The sequence below is a fragment of the Streptomyces sp. SCUT-3 genome (assembly GCF_014083985.1).
GTDB lineage: Bacteria > Actinomycetota > Actinomycetes > Streptomycetales > Streptomycetaceae > Streptomyces_H > Streptomyces_H thermolineatus.
This window is the reverse complement of sequence record NZ_CP046907.1, coordinates 4,079,228-4,094,401: the sequence shown is the minus strand read 5'-3', so window position 1 is coordinate 4,094,401 and position 15,174 is coordinate 4,079,228. Positions and strand designations below refer to the sequence as shown.

Sequence of the window (15,174 nt, the reverse complement as noted above, 5' to 3'; positions counted from 1 at the left end):
GCACAACTCCTTGTCGGCGGAGGGACAATCACGCGGCGAGCGCGGGGAGGCCAGCGCACGAGGCGCAGCAGCCGAGCGAGGTCGGCAGGGTGTATCCGGCGTCGCGGTGGCACTGCGGGCACCGGCGGCGGGCGGCGTTCGCCTTGGTGAGCGCCGCCCGTTTGGCCGGGGTCATCGGGCGTACCGGGCGGGCGCCGGCGAGCGGGTAGAGGTAGGCGACGCGGATCCCGGTGCGGGAACGGCGCGAGCGCCACATCACCTGTGCGGCCACTTCCTGCCCGCCCGGCCGCAACCCGGCGGTGCGTAACTGCCGCCGGGTGGCCAGTCCCTCGGGGGCCATGCGCCACGGGTAGGTGGGGATGCCGTAGCGGGTTCCGTCGGGGTCGTAGAACCGCATCCGGGCAATCACCGGGCACCGCCGAGGGGAACCGGCTGCACCCGCCACTCGACCTCGGAGGCCGGGCGCAGCTCCCCTGGGGGGTGGGGGGCCCATCCGGTGGGCGAGGCGCCCTCGGCCTCCGCGGCGGCGTGGGCCTCCTCCCAGGTGGCGTGGACGCTGTGCAGCTCCCCGCGGCGCAGGAGCGCGAAGACGTGCCGAGGTGCGGCCGACCTGCGGGCCGTGCGCAGCAGCATGCGCAGCGCCGCCCGGTCCTCGGTGTCGAGAAAGACCTGGGCGCGCAGCGCCTCCAGCTCCCCGGCGGCGCGGGCAGCCTCGGCCGCCGCGGTGGCCAGTCGGGCCCGCAGCTCCTCGGCGACCGTCTCGGCACGGACCGCGGTGGCGATGGCGGTCCCGGCCTCCTGACGGTGGCCGGCGGCCTCGCTGCGGGCAGCGGCAGTAGCCTCCTCGGCGGTGGCCAAGTCGGCGCGCAGGGCCTGCAGGGTGCGGGTGCGGCAGACGGTGATCATGCGGCGCTCTCCTCAAGGACGCGGACGGTGGGGGCGGTGGGGGTGTGGGTGTCGCGCAGGTCCTGGTAGCGGGCGGAGACCCAGCCGAGGGACCAGCCGGTCAGCTCGGCCGCGCCGCGCACCGGCAGGCCCTCAGTGAAGGCGGCCCGCACGATCTGCAGGGCCTCCTCCTCCGGCCGCTTCTCCTCGGCGGGGCCGAGGGCAAGCAGGGCGGCCCTCTCTGCGGCCTCCCGCTCGGCCCGTTCACGGCGTTCACGCTCGCGGCGTTCGTGTTCACGCTGGCGTTCACGGCGTTCACGCTCGGCCTCTTCGCGTTCGCGCCGTTCACGCTCGCGCTGTTCCTGTTCACGCTCGCGTTCACGGCGCTCGCGCTCGGCCCGCTCGGCGGCCTCCCGCCGCTCGGCCCGCTCCCACTCCTCACGCCGCATCCGCTCGGCGTGCTCACGCTCCTCCCGGGCGCGTTCACGCTCGCGTTCGTCGCGTTCACGCTCCAGCCGGGCGGCGTGCTCGCGCTCCTCCCGCGCCCGCCGCTCGGCCGCCTCCCGGGCGGCCTCGCGCTCCTCCCGGGCCAGCCGCGCCCGCTCGGCGGCCGCATGCTCGCGGGCGGCCCGCTCGGCGGCCTCCTGGGCGGCGAGGGCGGCCACGGCCGCGGCGATGGCCCGGCGGTAGGCCAGGCCGGTCTCCGCGGTGACGATGAGCAGCAGCGGAGCGACGGCGTGGACGGCCACCCCGACCGGGTCGCGTTTGAGGGCGGAGTCGGCCACGTTCAGCGCGAGGGTCATGCCGCCGGTCATCCAGCGCAGGGCGATCGGCCACCGGCCGCCGTGCCCACCCAAGCGGGCCAGCACGGAATCGAGCCGGACGACGATGACCACCGCGGCGTCCACGACGACCGGCAGGATCGGTGCCGTCCACTGCCACCCGTCCGGGGTGTGCTTCCACATCAGCGGGGTGACGGTCAGGACGCTGTAGAGCATCGCCCCGGCGACGATCAACCACGTCCCCACCGACAACGCGCGCTCGGCCGAACGGATCTGAACAGCGTTCACCGTGCGGTGAACAGCCGTCCCGGCCCCTGCCGGAGCCGGGGCCGGCGCAGTGGTCGGGGGCGGGGCCGGGACGGTGGAGTCCGGCGGTGCGGTGCGGCTCACTGGGCACCCCCGTCCTGCCACCAAGCGAACGGCGGCGTGCTCGCGGCGAGGCGGTGAACATCGGTCGCGGCGCCGTGAACGCTCCCGGGGTGGACGGTGCCGCCGTCCAGGGAGGCCAGCATCCGGGCGGCGTGCAGCACACAGCCGGGGACGCGGGTGCCGGTGCGGTCGGCGACCACCGCGGCGTCCCCCGCGCCCGTGCAGGCGGTGGGGTCGTCGGGGTGGGCGGCCCGGCAGCGTGCCGGGGCGGTGTTCTCCGGGGTGGTCACGCGGCCACCTGCTTCCAGACCGCGCGGCGCCCGGCCGCGACCGGGCGCGGGGTGATCGGCAGGACCAGGAGGTGCGGGGCGTCGTGCTCGACGGCCCGCACCGCCGCGCGGACCGCGCGGTCGTACAGGCCGGGGTCGTCGGCGAGGATGTCGCGCGCCGCGTCCAGACGGGCCGCGCGCTCCTCGTCGCTCTCGCCCTCCTCCCCCAGCCACAATTCCAGCGGGGTGCCCAGGGCGAGTTCGAAGAAGTCGTCGTCGGTGACGGCCTGGTGGCGGCCGATGAAGCTCCTCATAGGGAGTGCTCCTGTCGTGAATCGGACGGGGAAGCCCGGGGCGGTCGGTCCTTGGTCGGGAGTGGGCCGCCCCGGGCAAGTCCTGTGGGTGCGCCAACCGGCGCGGCGGCCGCCCCTGGGCGGGGCCGGCCACCGCGCCGGAGGCGGGTGACGTACGGGCAGCGGTCAGCGCCGGGCGGAGCCGGCCTGCGCGTTGCCGTTCGTGATGACCTGGCCGAGCTGCTCGCGGTAGGCCGCCTGCGTCTCGGCGCTGTTGTGCTTGGCGTAGTCCTTGGCCGCCTCGTCCAGCAGCCGCTGGGCCTCCGGCGACGGGCCGTTGCCCGCCTGGGACTGGTCGGAACTGCGGGAGCCGAATACGCTCCTCATTGATCCCTCCTGGGGGTCACGAGGGCGCGCCCGGAAGCTGCCAGGCGGAGGGCGCGCCCTTCTGCATGTCGGTGGACGGAGCCGGACCGTGGCTCCCCTTGCTGCTCAGGCCGCAGGGCTTGAGCAGCGCGGGCAACTGCCAGTCCGTCGTACGGCCGACAGGCGAACCGGCCGCCCTGTCGCGGGGGCCGGCCGGGAAGTGCATCGGTGGTAGCCCGTCGTGCGGGCCTGCAGGGCTTGCCCTGCCAGGGGCGTACCGAGCCTGCGTTCGGCAGCGTCATCGTTGTCTCTGCTCTGACGCCAGCAGGGCGGCTTGCAGCGGGTGGCACGCGAGGTGGTCCGCGTGTTCTCCAGAGCCGGTGCACGGAACGTGCCGCCGACGGCATCACCCGGCCGTCGCGGGGACGGGGACTCTCACCCCGTCGCAAGTTCACTGTTCAGTTCTCAAGGAACGAGCGCTTCCTTCGGGCCCGTCTCACGGGGCCCTCCGGGCGCTCCGGTGTGGGCATGGGGCTCCAGCAGGCCGAAGAAGCCCGCCGGAACCACTCCCCAACTGGTGCGCATCAGTACAGCAACTGGTGCGCACCACTGTCAAGAAATGAGTCTCCGACCAGTTGCTCTCGGTGATCGGCGACAGTGTCAGGAAACCCCTGGTGGACGAGGCCCCGGTAGCCAACAGGGGTTAACCCCGTGCGTGTTAACCCCTGACGACCTGCGGCTTCTTCGGGCATCCTGCTGTGCACGGCAGTCGGACCGACCAGCACGGGGGCGCAGCTGATGAGCGAGAAACTGCGGCAGGCTCGCAAGGCACGAGGGTGGTCGCAGGAACGGCTGGTGCGCGAGATCGAGCGCCATGCTCGGCAGCACGTGCTGGACGTTGCCTCGACGGCGAGCCTGCGCGTCTACGTCTCCGAGTGGGAGAACGGCCGGCGCACAGTCTCGTCCCGATACGCAGCCGTCCTACGGGCACTGCTGGGGATGACCGACCGCGAACTCTTCAAGGAAGAACCGCGGCCTCTCGCAGCGGCCCCCGTCGACGGCTACGAGGAACTGATCAGCCGGGTGGATTCGGCCCGCAGCGTCAGCCTCACCATGGTGGACACGTTCATGAACCAGACCGAGCTCCTGCGTTCCATGGACAGACAGATGGGCGCCGCGAGCCTCGTGGACCAAATGGCCGGCCACCTCGCGGCACTCGAGGAAGCCCTGACTTTCGCCGTCCTCCCCGGAACCCGGCGCCCCATCGCCCGCGCCCTCGCCGGCGCAGCAACGCTCGCGGCCTGGCAGGCGCTGGACGCCGGAGCCGTCGACCGGGCCTGGCGTAACTACGAACTGGGCAAACGGGCAGCCCAGGAAGCCGACGAGCCGATGTACTTGGCCCACGCCAAGGGAGAGCAGGCTTACGTCCTGGCTGACGCCGGGCGGCCGGAGCTCGGTGTGGAGCTGATACGAGACGCACGGCAAGCCGGAGGAACACGACTGTCCCCCCGACTCACCGCATGGCTCTACGCAGCAGAGGCAGAACTGTGCGCGCGAGCCGGGCGGCCAGACGAGTGCCGCCAGGCGCTGGACGCGGCCGCCGCGGTTCTACCGGGCGGTGAAGAAGCACGGGACTCGGACATGCCCAGCATCTTCCTCAACAGGGCGCACCTCGCCCGGTGGCGAGGAAACGCCCTCGTGCTCCTGGGCAACGACGACGCCGTGACAGCCTCCTACGACGCACTCGCTGCGATGGACCCCACCTTCGTACGAGCAGCTTCCGGCCTTCGGTGCGACCTGGCCCAAGCCCACCTGGTTCGCGGAGAACACGAGGAAGCCAGGACCCACCTCCAGCAAGCCCGCCTGCTGGCCAACAGGACCGGCTCCGTACGTCACCGCCGCCGGATCGAGCAGCTCACCGGCGAGTTGTAGGGCTACTCCCTTGAGGCCAGCAGGTACAGGAGTGCCACGAGGGTGCCGGACCCCAGCAGCTCACCGCGGGCCATGAGCGTCGGCACGTCCTTGAGCGGAATCCACGCGACGTGGCCGGACTCTTCGGCGTCGGTGGGCTCTCCCACGTGCTCAGCACCTCGCCCCACGAAGATTTCGTGGGGCGACTCCACCATCCCCACCATGGGCTCATAGGTGGTCACGTGCTTGAGCGACACCGGCCGCCAGCCGGTCTCTTCCTCCACCTCCCGCAGCGCGGCGCTGTGAGCGTCCTCGCCCGCATCCACGATTCCACCGGGGAGCTCCCACCCCCACTTCTGCGGAACGAAGCGGTAGCGCCAGAGCATGAGAACGCGGTCCTGGTCGTCCAACACTGCAGAAATGGCGACGTGGTGAAGCCGCACCACGTGGTGCTCGAACCGCTCAGTGCCCGGGGGCTCGACGTCGACCAGGTCCAGCTTCACCCAGCGGTTGTCGTAAATCCGCCGCTCACCATGGATCTTCCAAGGCTCCAGCTCTACCGCCGGGTTACTGACTACGCTTCGACTCACCGTCGGCATCTTGGCCACGAAGTACCCTCGCCCATGCTGCGCCTCCACCAACCCCTCGGTCACGAGCCTCGCAAGCACTGCGCGGATGGTCGTGCGGCCGGCCGACAGCTCCTTCGTCAGCGTGCGCTCGGACGGCAACTTGGCACCCGGCTCCAGTTCTCCCGATGTGATCCGCCCACGGATCGCGGCCTCAACCCGCGCCGTCGTCGTGCCCATCCCCTTGCACACTCCCGACTCGCTTCACTGGTGCACACCAGGTTACGCGCCCAGATGTGCACCTGACCCTGCCCAACTCAGCTCTTCGTTGCTCAAAAGTATTAAGAATCTCCAATCATCTATCAATTTGACAAATGGCGCATCTAGTCCCAGAAAATAAAAATAGTCACGTATGCGACCAATCAAGACATACCTTTAGATATCTGATTCAGCATGCGGAGAGCCCGCCGAGCTGCTAGTACTAACTTTGCTATATAGATCACACCGGAAGGGCGATTGAAATTGCTTCTCTCTGATCTCTGCCACACCCTCAGCGTGCAGCGCGATTGGCTTGGACTGCAGTCAACTGAATACGGAATCCACGAAGAACGTGAAGCCAACTCTAATTACGAAGTACCCGAAGTTCGCGAAGTGCAAAGCTGTGCTCCTCTAACTCCATCTTTGCTTCTGGTTACAGCCCCAGCAGCGGTGGGAAAGAGCACCGCCGCCGCTTACATCGGAAACCTACTTAAGGCCCCTGTTCTCGATCTCTCAAGGCTGCAAGTTGGGGATGCCACACTGGAGGGTTCTCTAGCCAAGTCGCTTGGAATTCGCAAGAATGCTGAGTTTTCCGAAGCTTTGTTGAATTCCAATGCAACTCTTCTTATTGACGCTCTGGATGAAGCCGAGGTGAGGTCTGGGCAAGCTAATTTCCGTGCGTTCGTCCGCGGCCTCGCTGACACAGCTTCCCAGATAACAGGAGGACCCGCTATCGTTGTATTTTCGCGCGCGGAGAGCGCTCGATCACTGCAAGAGGTATTCACAGAACGCAATCTTCAGTATTCTCACTTTGAGATCCAGCCGTTCAATGAGAAGCAAGCCGAGAACTATCTCGACAGAAAGGTGTGTGAAGTCTACAGCATTCAAGGCAAGGAGATGGTCCACCGCAAGTATCTTCGACCTTACGAAGTAGCGCGGGATCAACTCTTTAAAGCTCTCGCTTCAGCACTAACTCGCAAAACAGAAAATATTTGGTCAGAGGCGGCAGTACGAGAGTTTCTCGGGTACGCTCCAGTATTGGACGTTGCGGCCGAATACTTGGCCGTGGGTAATTTTGCAACCCTGAGTAAGAATATTGACGAGTCCAGCAGGTCAGGATTGGCGCATTGGAATCTCGTTGCAAATGTGATTGACCAACTCCTGTCTCGCGAGCAGGATAAATTCGTTCAGCAATTTAAAGAGACAAACGAGTTTCAGCAGCACGGGAACTCTTCGATTGAAGCTAACCTGTACTCAGCCGAAGAGCAGTGCGCGCGCTTGTTGGACTACGTTGAAAATCTCCTGCTGGATTTGGACCTCCCGGTTACACTGCCAACGGAATTGCGTGATCCCTACGAGAGTGCCGTAGAAGCTCAATTGGTAAATCACCCATTCCTACGTGGCGATTTGTGGTTCAATGTCATCTTCCGTGACTATGTGACAGCTAGATCCTTGACAAGTCCTATAACGCCGGGAAGATCACTGCAGGCCATCCGGAAAAGCCTCCTTTCGTCGGACTGGAAACACTCCCCTATGTTCGGATATTTTTCTCACGCATTGGGAGCGGAGGATTCCGAAAAAGTATCATCCTGTCATTCCGAGGAGATTGGCGCTCTCTACGAGTCGTTTAAGTCAATGTGCGAATCGGAAGACGAACTGCATATGACTATCGGCCGGCTCGGCAATCGATTGAGAGCGACCTTTGTAGCATCACGTCCGAACGGTGATTCTGTGATGCGCCCCCTTAATTTCCTGTCTCACGAAGGGACCACTACTCTTTCCTTTCCACGCGAGTTGAGCCATACTGATATTTGGGAAGTGCCTGAGGTGATCCTCGGAGGAGACCACCGATCGTTCAAATTTGGCCCGCGTGTTTATATTTCATGCGGCGACCTCATGGTGTCATCGAATGAATTGCAGGTCTATGCAGAGAAGGAGGGCCTGCCGGTATTCATCGCGGCAAAGTCGGTGACTAGTGACAATGTAAAAATCCAAGTGGAATCGGCTGACATGCTAATTGTCTGTGACGACGAGCTGCCGTTTCCTTGGTCCAGATACAGGAAGGATCTGGACTTTACGAAGTTGGCATCAGAAGCGCGAGAAGCGTCAGCTCTTTACCTCGAATTTCGTAGGATTGTCCTGCGATTCAAGGATGCGAAGCGACGCGAAGCTGCCGTCTATCAGCCTATGATGGATAACCTAGTGATTGGAACGAACAAGCGTGCCCGGGCGGTCCTGGAGTTCCTCCAACATATTGGCTGTGTGAAGCTACAAAGGAGCATGTACCTGCTCGATTTTTCTGAATTCGCAAAGTTGGGTATTTCTCGATCACAGCTTCGCGATCTGGAAGAAACTAGCGCGATGGGGAGAATCAGTAAAATGCTCCTTGATTTCACAAAATAGTCAGATGTAGCTGGCGAGGAATAGGAAGTAGATCCTAGGTCAGTTGAATAACTTGTTGGTCGATTTCCTTAGGGGGGCTCAGGGTCCGGGATGGATGCCTAGAGCAAGGCCAGCCTCACGTTTCGACTGGTGACAGAGTAGGCCTCTCCTCGGTCGGGCAAAGCTGCCTGACCGAGGAGAGAGCCAACCCGTGTCTCACCTCCTCACCACTACGTGCTCACAGACGAACGAAAGATCCCTGAAAAAGTAGTCGGGACACTGAGCGTTTTCCAACCTGACGCTCGGAGTGGCCGGTTGGGCTGACAGACAGGTGAAGCCCCTGGTAGATGGGTTTTCGACCAAGAAGAACCGTCTCCACCAGAGGCTTCGTGTGCTTGTCTACCCGTCCGGCGTCGACGTGTCCAGCTCCGCCCTGCGCTTCCTCTCCGACCGCCTGCGGGAACACCGCCGGGAGCTCGGTACCCGCTGGCGGCGCCTGAGCGCGGGCCGGCAGGCCCTGCTCACCCTCGCCCACCTCCGCAACGGCCACCCGTATGCCCAGCTCGCGGCCGGGTTCGGCATCGGAACGACCACCGCGTACCGGTACATCACCGAGGCCGTCACGCTCCTGGCCGCCCTCGCGCCCACCCTCGCCGAAGCCGCACGGGCCGCGTCGCTGAAAGCGTTCGTGATCCTCGACGGCACCTTGCTGCCGATCGACCGGGTCGCCGCCGACCGGCCCTACTACTCGGGGAAGCACAAGCGGCACGGGATGAACGTGCAGGTCCTGGCCGATCCCTTCGGCCGGCTGCTGTGGGCCTCGCCGGCCCTGCCCGGGGCCGTCCACGACGTCCGCGCGGCCCGCGAGCACGGCATCGTCGACGCCCTGGCCGGCGCTGGCGCGCGCTGCTGGGCGGACAAGGGATACCGCGGTGCCGGCGGAACGGTCCGGGTCCCCTACTGGGGCCGGTGGGAGACCCTCTCCACGGGCCAGCAGGCAGCCAACCGGTCCCACGCGAAGATCCGGGCCCTTGTCGAGCAGGCCGTCGCCACCCTCAAGTCCTGGCGGCTCCTGCGCAAACTCCGGTGCGCGACCACCCGGATCACCGGCCTCGTCCAAGCCGTCCTCACCCTGCATCTGGCCAGCTCAGACCGATGATGGAAAAGCCTCACTGGTCTGCTTGTCACATGCGGTGCTCGGGCCAGGGAGCAGTGCGAACGGGTACCGCACCGCGTGTATGCACGGCGCCTTGAGCCTGTGGGAAGGCTAGCTGCCTCCTAAACGCCGATGTCTGCCCTGTCCTGCTGTCCCGGTATCTCTCTGACCTGCAGAAACAATCGGGACAGCTGTCCCGGGGGTGTCCCGGCTGTCCCGGCTCGCTGGAGCTGTAGCGGCTGGAACACTGCCTGCGTGTTCCAGCCCGGCGAAGCCGGCCTCCTCAGGTCGTAGGAGCCGAAGGCGACTTCCGGTGGTCTTGGCGTGTGGGCCGGTGTCCGTGTCCGTCGGCCCCTGTTCGCAGGGGCTACGTCGAATACGCGTCGAAGTTGACGAGGGGGCGGGCGACGAGAACCGGGTAACTGCAGGTCAGAAGCTTGTGGGGACGCGACGCGGTAGGCGCCTTCTAAGCACTTGGTCGCAGGTTCGAGTCCTGCCGGGGGCACTCCACCACCCCACGTCGCCCCTCCCCTCCGGAGGGGCGTTTTTGCTGGTCAGAGCAGGTGCGCCCCGAACGCAGAAAAGCCGGACGCCGCTCCCCCGGAGGGTCGCGGCGTCCGGCTGTGTCCGGCCGTCAGCGGGTTTCTACGGCTGTCCACGGTGAATACACGGTGAAGTTCATCGAGGGCCCTTCACCGCCCGGGCGTCAGCCCGGAGATGTCCTGTGCGGCCTCGATGCGCCGCTGGAGGTCCTCCGTCTGGCCGGAGATGCAGCGGGCGTAGGTGGCCAGGAGGACGGCGACGCTGTTGCCGGCCCATTCGGCCACTTGGGCCGGTGGAACGCCGTTGTTCAGCCACGTCGTCAGACACGTGTGCCGCAGGTCGTACACACGCTTGCCGAGCGGGGACGCGTACAGGTCTTCGGCCAGTACCTCTTTCCGGGCCTTCTCCCAGGCCCGGCGGAAGACCGAGCCCGCCAGGACGCCTCCCTTCTCGCCGTTGAACAGCCGGTCGCCGACCCGCAGTCCCTCGTCCGCGATGTGCTCGCGCAGGATCGCGGCCAGGGACGGATGGCACGGCACCGGCCGCGTGTCGCCCTGGGCGCGGCCCTTGAGGTGCCGGGTGTCGTGGACCTGGCCGGAGTCGGTCCACCGGCGGCCCACCTCCGGAGTGGCGGTGTGCACCAGGAGCTCACCCCAGCCGGTCGGCGGCAGGTGGGCGTCGCGCACCCGCAGGGCCACGGCCTCCTCCGGCCGCAGCCCGGCGTAGTAGAGGGTGGCGAAGAAGGCGTGCAGCCGCGGGCCGCCCCGGGGCCGGCTGCGGACCCAGCCGAGCAGCGCGGCCGCCTGGGCCGGGTTGAGCAACGACCGCTTGTCCACCGCCGTCGAGGTCCTGGGGCTGGTCCCCTTCCCCTTCGGCAGCGGATTGGCCTTCAGAACGCCGCGCTTGACCGCGTACTCGAGCGCGACGTTCAGCACCCGACGGTTGCGCTTGACCGTCGACGCCGCGACCGGCGTGCCGTCGAGCTTCGTGGCGATGGCCTCCATCACCTCCTCCACCTTCGCCGGGTCCTCCCAGGCCGCCATGGTGAGCGTGTTCCGCTCCACCCACCGCAGGACGGCCGCCACGTCCGGCGGCGCGCTGTCGCGCCGGTTGCGGTTGAACGCCCACTCCCGCAGCGCCGTGCGGACCGTGACGGGCCGGAAGTTCCTCGGCTCACTGCGGAGGAGGGCGACGGTCACCGTCATGAACGCCTTGGCGACGTTCTTGCGGTTGTTCGCCGAACTGCGGGACCACTTCGCATCCACGAACCGGACGGCGAAGTCGTACCAGCTCACAGCAGCGGCCCCGGAACGGTGCGAGACGGGCAGCCCCGTGGCGAGGCTGAACGCCTCGCCACGGCGGATGGCGCCGACCAGCTCGGCCCGGAAGGCGTCGGCCTGGGCGAACGTCGCGAAGGTCCGGCGGTGCTCGGTGCCGTCCACGGCCCACCTGGTCGTGTAGGTCGTCCCGCGCTTGCCCTTATAGGTACTGATCTTCCAGACGGTGACCTTGTACGTGGTGTCGTTCATCAGCCGCGGTCCTCGCAGACCTCGGTGAGCGTGAGCATCGGGCGGCGTCCGGCTACTGCGGTGTTCAGTTCGCGTTCCTCTCGGTGAGCCGGAACAGCCGGGAGGCCTCATTCCGTGCCCTCGGCTTTCCCGGCTTCGGGGACTCAATAGGCACCGGCGGCGCACCGCAGCTGGCAGTAGTCGGTCGTGCACGCAGATCTTGCGGGCCAGGCTGATCTCGATGGCGGCGTCTTCTCGGCGCACCGCGGCCAGCCGTACCGGCTCGCCCTCGGCGTCGTGCACCCACCGCAGGGTGCCGCCGGTCAGCCGCGCGGTCCCGACCGAGGCGCGCAGGGCCAGCTTCGCGGCGTAGACCGGGGCGCGCACCGCGTGGTGGCCGGTCGGATGGGCGTAGTGCCTGGCAACCCACCGCACGGCGACGGCCAGCTCGGCGCGGGAGAGCAGCCGGGCGGGCAGGATCGGCCGCCGCCGAGCCCCGGCGATCCGGCCCAGGAACCCGGGCCCGTCCGGGGCCGGGCCGTCCACCGGGACGACGTCGCCGCGCTCTCGAACCTGGGGGTGGATCGGCCGAACCCCGGTCGTCCGGGTTCGCGACCGGGGCTCCGGACGGGTGTCGACGGCGGGTATGACCTGCTACAAGCCGGGCGAGCGGTCCCGGCTGATCTACGCCGTCCGCGAGTACCGAGGGCGCAAGGGCGAGCCGAAGGGCTTCGGCCGGCGGGACCTCCGCGACCTCTTGGTGCGTGCCCGCATCCAGCTCGGCGGGCCGATCGTGCTGGTCCGGGGCAACGTCCGCTTCCATCTGACCGCCGGGATGCGGGAGTTCATCGCCGCGAATGCCGCTTGGCTCACTGTGTTCCAGCTCCCCACCTACGCGCCGGACCTGAACCCGCAGGAGGGCATCTGGTCGCTGGTCAAGCGAGACCTCGGCAATCTCGCCGCAGCCGACCTGGGCCGGATCACCAGGGCTGTGAAGTGCAGGCTCAAGCAGATCCGGTATCGCCCGGATCTGGCCGACAGCTGCCTTGCGGGCACCTGCCTCATCACGGACGACTGACCGGCGCTGCAGATTCGTCAGTCGTCGTAGTACCGGTCGTAGACGGCGGAGCGTTCCTCCACCGAGAAGCCCTCGAATTCACCGTTTGCCTCGAGCTCGCGCAGTCGATCCAGTGCTGCCGTCGCAGAAGGTGCACGGTTGGCCGAGAGGTGGGCCTTCGTCGCGGCGAGCCCGTGCCCAAGCAGGAATTCGATGTCGATCGAGCACGCTGCGTCGAAGCTGGCTTGCTTCGCACTCCAGATCAGGAGCACGTCGTCGAGGTCGCCGCTGTTGAACAGCTGGAAGCAGCAGAGCCTCATCAGCTCAGTGTCGCCCTCGCCCTGGGCGCGTCGCTCACGCACCGTGTGCTCTCTGAGGAGTGCACGGATCTCGTCGAGGTCCGCGCCGACGGGGCGAAGCCCGTAGCGGCGCCAGCTTTCCTCGACATCCACCGCTGGTCTCCTTGATCGTCCGGCCCGGCCCGCGGCCTGTCGGCCACACCCATCGCCGTTCGGTCGGACGACGGCCCCTCTGCCGGTCACAGTATGCACACCGAGGGTCGTCAACCACGCGGCGAGCCCCGAACCTGCCCCGTCCGGGAGGGCGGTCAGTACGAGAAAGGCGATCAGTACGAGAAAGCTGAAGACGCTCACTGGTGCACACTCCCGAAAACCAGCGGACGGCATGTACCGCCGAGTCCCCACCAGCAACCGGCGACGGGTCGTCAACACTGAAATTCTGCGGAACGGCTCCGGCTCGGGTGCCGGCCCGGAGATGTCCTGGGCGGCCTCGATGCGCCGTTGGAGGTCTTCGGTCCGGCCGGAGATGCAGCGGGCGTGGGTGGCCAGGAGGACGGTGGCGCTGTTGCCGTCCTGGGTCGAGCGCGAAAACAGGTGGCCCGCTTCGTGCGGTCGGCCCGATGCTCGTGGCGTGGAAGAACCGAAGCAGAGGATCCGTGCGCGCCACACGGCGACGACCGTCACCGTCTACCAGGCGTACGCGCCGCACATCGGTCTGCCCGCGGCCAGGGACGGCGTCTTTCCCCCGGCCTGGAAGCGGGACCGGATGACGTGGATCAAGCCGTCGTTCCTGTGGATGATGTACCGCTGCGGCTGGGGCACCAAGGAAGGTCAGGAGACCGTGCTCGCCGTCGAGATCTCCCGCGAGGGCTTCGAGTGGGCGTTGCGTCATGCCTGCCTGTCCCACTACGAGCACGGTCTCCACGCGGACCGCGCCGCGTGGAAGCAGCAGTTGAGGCATGCTCCCGCCCGCGTCCAGTGGGACCCCGAACGCGACCTGTTCCTCCGGCCGTTGCCCTACCGCTCCCTGCAACTGGGCCTGGCCGGAGAAGCGGCGCGCCGTTACGCCGACGAGTGGACGGTCTCGATCACCGACGTGACGCCGCTCGCCCGGGAGGTCCATGCGCTGGTGCGGGCCGGTGACCTCGCCGCTGCCCGCGGGCTGCTGCCCGAGGAGCCCCCGTATCCCGCCGACGACGGTCTGCTGGCCCGTCTGCGCCCGTAATCGGGCGGGTCGGTCGCCGGGGAGCGGCGCGCTACGGGGCGTCCCGGGGTGCGTTCCCCGGCGGGCCGGAGCGTCGCGCGCCGGTGCGTAGCACCGGCCCGGCGCGGTGGCTGCGGCCCGAACCCGGACGTCCCGGAGGCGAAGTCGTCGCGTCCGGTACGGCGCGACACGTGTGCGTGACGCGCATCACAGCTTCCGGGTGCAGCGTCCCAGGGGGGCCAGGGCCTTTCTCCTGGTGTGGACAGTCGGCGAGAACGGGGACCGCGGGAATGGAGCACGATCGGGCCGGTGGGTACGACGCGTTCGTGGCGGCCCGCTGGTCGGCGCTGTTCCGTCTGGCCCGCCTGCTCACCGGGGGCGATCCGCACCGGGCCGAGGACCTGCTGCAGGAGTCCTTGGTCAAGTTGTGGTTCGTCTGGTCGAAGGTCGCCGACGAGGCGCCGGAGGCCTATGTGCGCAAGGTGCTGGTGCGGGCCGCGGCCCGGTCGGCCCGCAGGCGGTGGTGGAGCGAGCGGCCCGTCGACGAGTTGCCCGAGGTCGCGGCGGCGGGTGACGTCTCGGCGGCCGTGGCCGAGCGCTCCCGGCTTGAGGCGGCGCTCGCCCTGCTGAGCCCGCAGCAGCGGGCCGCCGTCGTGCTGCGCTACTACCAGGACCTGTCCGACCGGCAGGTCGCCGAGACCCTGGGCTGCCCGGTGGGCACCGCGCGGTCCCACGCCTCGCGCGGGGTGGCCCGGCTGCGACGGCTCCTGGTCGATGTCGTCGAGCCGGTGGGGTGAGGGAGAGCCCGTGGACCACATGGACAGCACGGATCAATTCGAGCGGCAACTGGTGCAGTTGATGCACCGCGAGCAGGAACAGGTCCCCTTCACGGCCAGGCATCGTGAGCGGTTGCACGCCGGGGTGCGTGCCCGGCGCCGGGTGCGGGCGGCACGCCGGGCCGTCGGTTCCGTGCTGGCCGTGGCCGGGCTGGGTCTCGGGGTGTTGCTGTGGCCGCCCACTCCGGTCGACGACCGGCCCGGCACGCCGCCCCTGCGGCCCGCCGTCAGGCCGACGCAGAGCCCGACGTGGAGCCCGACGCCGGATCCGAGTACGTCACCCGCCCCGGACGGCTCCTCGAGCGCACCGCCCGCCCGGCCCCTCGGCACCGAGTCCCCGGCCGTGGGCGGACCCCCGCGGTCCTCGGAGCCGCCCGGCGCGGGCGGCGCCTTCACGTCCACCCCCGGCGGCCCGCCCAGGGGCAGTGCCACGGCGACCTCCGGCGACACGGCCGGCGCGCCGCCGGCCACGGAGTCCGCAAGTCCGTCG

16 protein-coding genes are annotated in these 15,174 nt (G+C 68.0%); 6 read left to right on the top strand and 10 right to left on the bottom strand.

The window, feature by feature from the left end; translation table 11 throughout:
• Positions 1-28 precede the first annotated feature (28 nt).
• The 7 genes from GQS52_RS18125 to GQS52_RS18095 form a co-directional block, all read right to left on the bottom strand.
• On the bottom strand, positions 29-397 hold the full coding sequence (locus tag GQS52_RS18125; RefSeq protein WP_182314418.1) for an RRQRL motif-containing zinc-binding protein: 369 nt from the start codon (positions 395-397) through the stop codon (positions 29-31).
• Between the two features lie 8 nt (positions 398-405).
• Positions 406-906 carry a hypothetical protein gene (locus GQS52_RS18120; protein ID WP_182314417.1) on the bottom strand — a complete coding sequence of 167 codons (501 nt, stop codon included), beginning with the start codon at positions 904-906 and terminating at the stop codon, positions 406-408.
• Positions 903-1,955, bottom strand: a complete 1,053-nt coding sequence (locus tag GQS52_RS18115; protein WP_182314416.1) for a DUF2637 domain-containing protein — start codon at positions 1,953-1,955, stop codon at positions 903-905. Before GQS52_RS18115 ends, GQS52_RS18120 begins: the two co-directional genes overlap by 4 nt.
• Positions 1,956-2,053: 98 nt before the next feature.
• Positions 2,054-2,326 carry a hypothetical protein gene (locus GQS52_RS18110; protein ID WP_182314415.1) on the bottom strand — a complete coding sequence of 91 codons (273 nt, stop codon included), beginning with the start codon at positions 2,324-2,326 and terminating at the stop codon, positions 2,054-2,056.
• Complete coding sequence (locus GQS52_RS18105; protein WP_182314414.1) at positions 2,323-2,619, bottom strand: hypothetical protein; 297 nt, start codon at positions 2,617-2,619, stop codon at positions 2,323-2,325. The genes GQS52_RS18110 and GQS52_RS18105 overlap by 4 nt, the downstream gene beginning before the upstream one ends.
• Positions 2,620-2,784: 165 nt before the next feature.
• Positions 2,785-2,985: a hypothetical protein gene (locus tag GQS52_RS18100; RefSeq protein WP_182316769.1), complete on the bottom strand. Its 201-nt coding sequence runs from the start codon at positions 2,983-2,985 to the stop codon at positions 2,785-2,787.
• A gap of 16 nt (positions 2,986-3,001) precedes the next feature.
• On the bottom strand, positions 3,002-3,190 hold the full coding sequence (locus GQS52_RS18095) for a hypothetical protein (protein ID WP_182314413.1): 189 nt from the start codon (positions 3,188-3,190) through the stop codon (positions 3,002-3,004).
• A gap of 572 nt (positions 3,191-3,762) precedes the next feature.
• Between GQS52_RS18095 and GQS52_RS18090 the strand changes: the two genes are divergently transcribed.
• Entirely contained in the window at positions 3,763-4,896 is a 1,134-nt protein-coding gene (locus GQS52_RS18090; RefSeq protein WP_182314412.1) for a helix-turn-helix transcriptional regulator, read from the top strand.
• A 2-nt stretch (positions 4,897-4,898) separates the two neighbouring features.
• Here the strand turns inward: GQS52_RS18090 and GQS52_RS18085 are convergent, their stop codons facing one another.
• Positions 4,899-5,681 carry a GntR family transcriptional regulator gene (locus GQS52_RS18085; RefSeq protein ID WP_182314411.1) on the bottom strand — a complete coding sequence of 261 codons (783 nt, stop codon included), beginning with the start codon at positions 5,679-5,681 and terminating at the stop codon, positions 4,899-4,901.
• A 315-nt stretch (positions 5,682-5,996) separates the two neighbouring features.
• On the opposite strand from GQS52_RS18085, the gene GQS52_RS18080 reads away from it, so the two are divergent.
• Together GQS52_RS18080 and GQS52_RS18075 are read left to right on the top strand one after the other, a co-directional pair.
• On the top strand, positions 5,997-8,102 hold the full coding sequence (locus GQS52_RS18080; protein WP_182314410.1) for a hypothetical protein: 2,106 nt from the start codon (positions 5,997-5,999) through the stop codon (positions 8,100-8,102).
• Positions 8,103-8,472: 370 nt separating this feature from the next.
• A complete protein-coding gene (locus GQS52_RS18075; protein ID WP_182314409.1) occupies positions 8,473-9,240 on the top strand; it encodes an IS5 family transposase in 768 nt (255 codons plus the stop codon).
• 689 nt (positions 9,241-9,929) lie between these two features.
• Here the strand turns inward: GQS52_RS18075 and GQS52_RS18070 are convergent.
• On the bottom strand, positions 9,930-11,309 hold the full coding sequence (locus tag GQS52_RS18070; RefSeq protein WP_182314408.1) for a tyrosine-type recombinase/integrase: 1,380 nt from the start codon (positions 11,307-11,309) through the stop codon (positions 9,930-9,932).
• Between the two features lie 481 nt (positions 11,310-11,790).
• On the opposite strand from GQS52_RS18070, the gene GQS52_RS18065 reads away from it, so the two are divergent.
• On the top strand, positions 11,791-12,366 hold the full coding sequence (locus tag GQS52_RS18065) for a transposase (RefSeq protein ID WP_182316543.1): 576 nt from the start codon (positions 11,791-11,793) through the stop codon (positions 12,364-12,366).
• A gap of 17 nt (positions 12,367-12,383) precedes the next feature.
• Here GQS52_RS18065 and GQS52_RS18060 read toward each other — a convergent pair whose 3' ends face one another.
• On the bottom strand, positions 12,384-12,797 hold the full coding sequence (locus GQS52_RS18060; RefSeq protein ID WP_182314407.1) for a hypothetical protein: 414 nt from the start codon (positions 12,795-12,797) through the stop codon (positions 12,384-12,386).
• 478 nt (positions 12,798-13,275) lie between these two features.
• Here GQS52_RS18060 and GQS52_RS18055 point away from each other — a divergent pair, with 478 nt between their 5' ends.
• Positions 13,276-13,869 carry a DUF4291 domain-containing protein gene (locus GQS52_RS18055; RefSeq protein ID WP_182314406.1) on the top strand — a complete coding sequence of 198 codons (594 nt, stop codon included), beginning with the start codon at positions 13,276-13,278 and terminating at the stop codon, positions 13,867-13,869.
• Positions 13,870-14,138: 269 nt separating this feature from the next.
• Positions 14,139-14,645 (top strand): SigE family RNA polymerase sigma factor, encoded by a 507-nt coding sequence (locus GQS52_RS18050; RefSeq protein ID WP_182314405.1) that lies wholly within the window; start codon positions 14,139-14,141, stop codon positions 14,643-14,645.
• Positions 14,646-15,174: the final 529 nt, after the last annotated feature.

What these genes read in the sequence shown, in the direction of transcription:
- GQS52_RS18120 (WP_182314417.1), bottom strand. Translation starts at nt 906, where the DNA reads ATGATCACCGTCTGCCGCACCCGCACCCTGCAGGCCCTGCGCGCCGAC.
- GQS52_RS18095 (WP_182314413.1), bottom strand. Translation starts at nt 3,190, where the DNA reads ATGCACTTCCCGGCCGGCCCCCGCGACAGGGCGGCCGGTTCGCCTGTC.
- GQS52_RS18090 (WP_182314412.1), top strand. Translation starts at nt 3,763, where the DNA reads ATGAGCGAGAAACTGCGGCAGGCTCGCAAGGCACGAGGGTGGTCGCAG.
- GQS52_RS18070 (WP_182314408.1), bottom strand. Translation starts at nt 11,309, where the DNA reads ATGAACGACACCACGTACAAGGTCACCGTCTGGAAGATCAGTACCTAT.
- GQS52_RS18125 (WP_182314418.1), bottom strand. Translation starts at nt 397, where the DNA reads ATGCGGTTCTACGACCCCGACGGAACCCGCTACGGCATCCCCACCTAC.
- GQS52_RS18105 (WP_182314414.1), bottom strand. Translation starts at nt 2,619, where the DNA reads ATGAGGAGCTTCATCGGCCGCCACCAGGCCGTCACCGACGACGACTTC.
- GQS52_RS18085 (WP_182314411.1), bottom strand. Translation starts at nt 5,681, where the DNA reads ATGGGCACGACGACGGCGCGGGTTGAGGCCGCGATCCGTGGGCGGATC.
- GQS52_RS18050 (WP_182314405.1), top strand. Translation starts at nt 14,139, where the DNA reads ATGGAGCACGATCGGGCCGGTGGGTACGACGCGTTCGTGGCGGCCCGC.
- GQS52_RS18100 (WP_182316769.1), bottom strand. Translation starts at nt 2,985, where the DNA reads ATGAGGAGCGTATTCGGCTCCCGCAGTTCCGACCAGTCCCAGGCGGGC.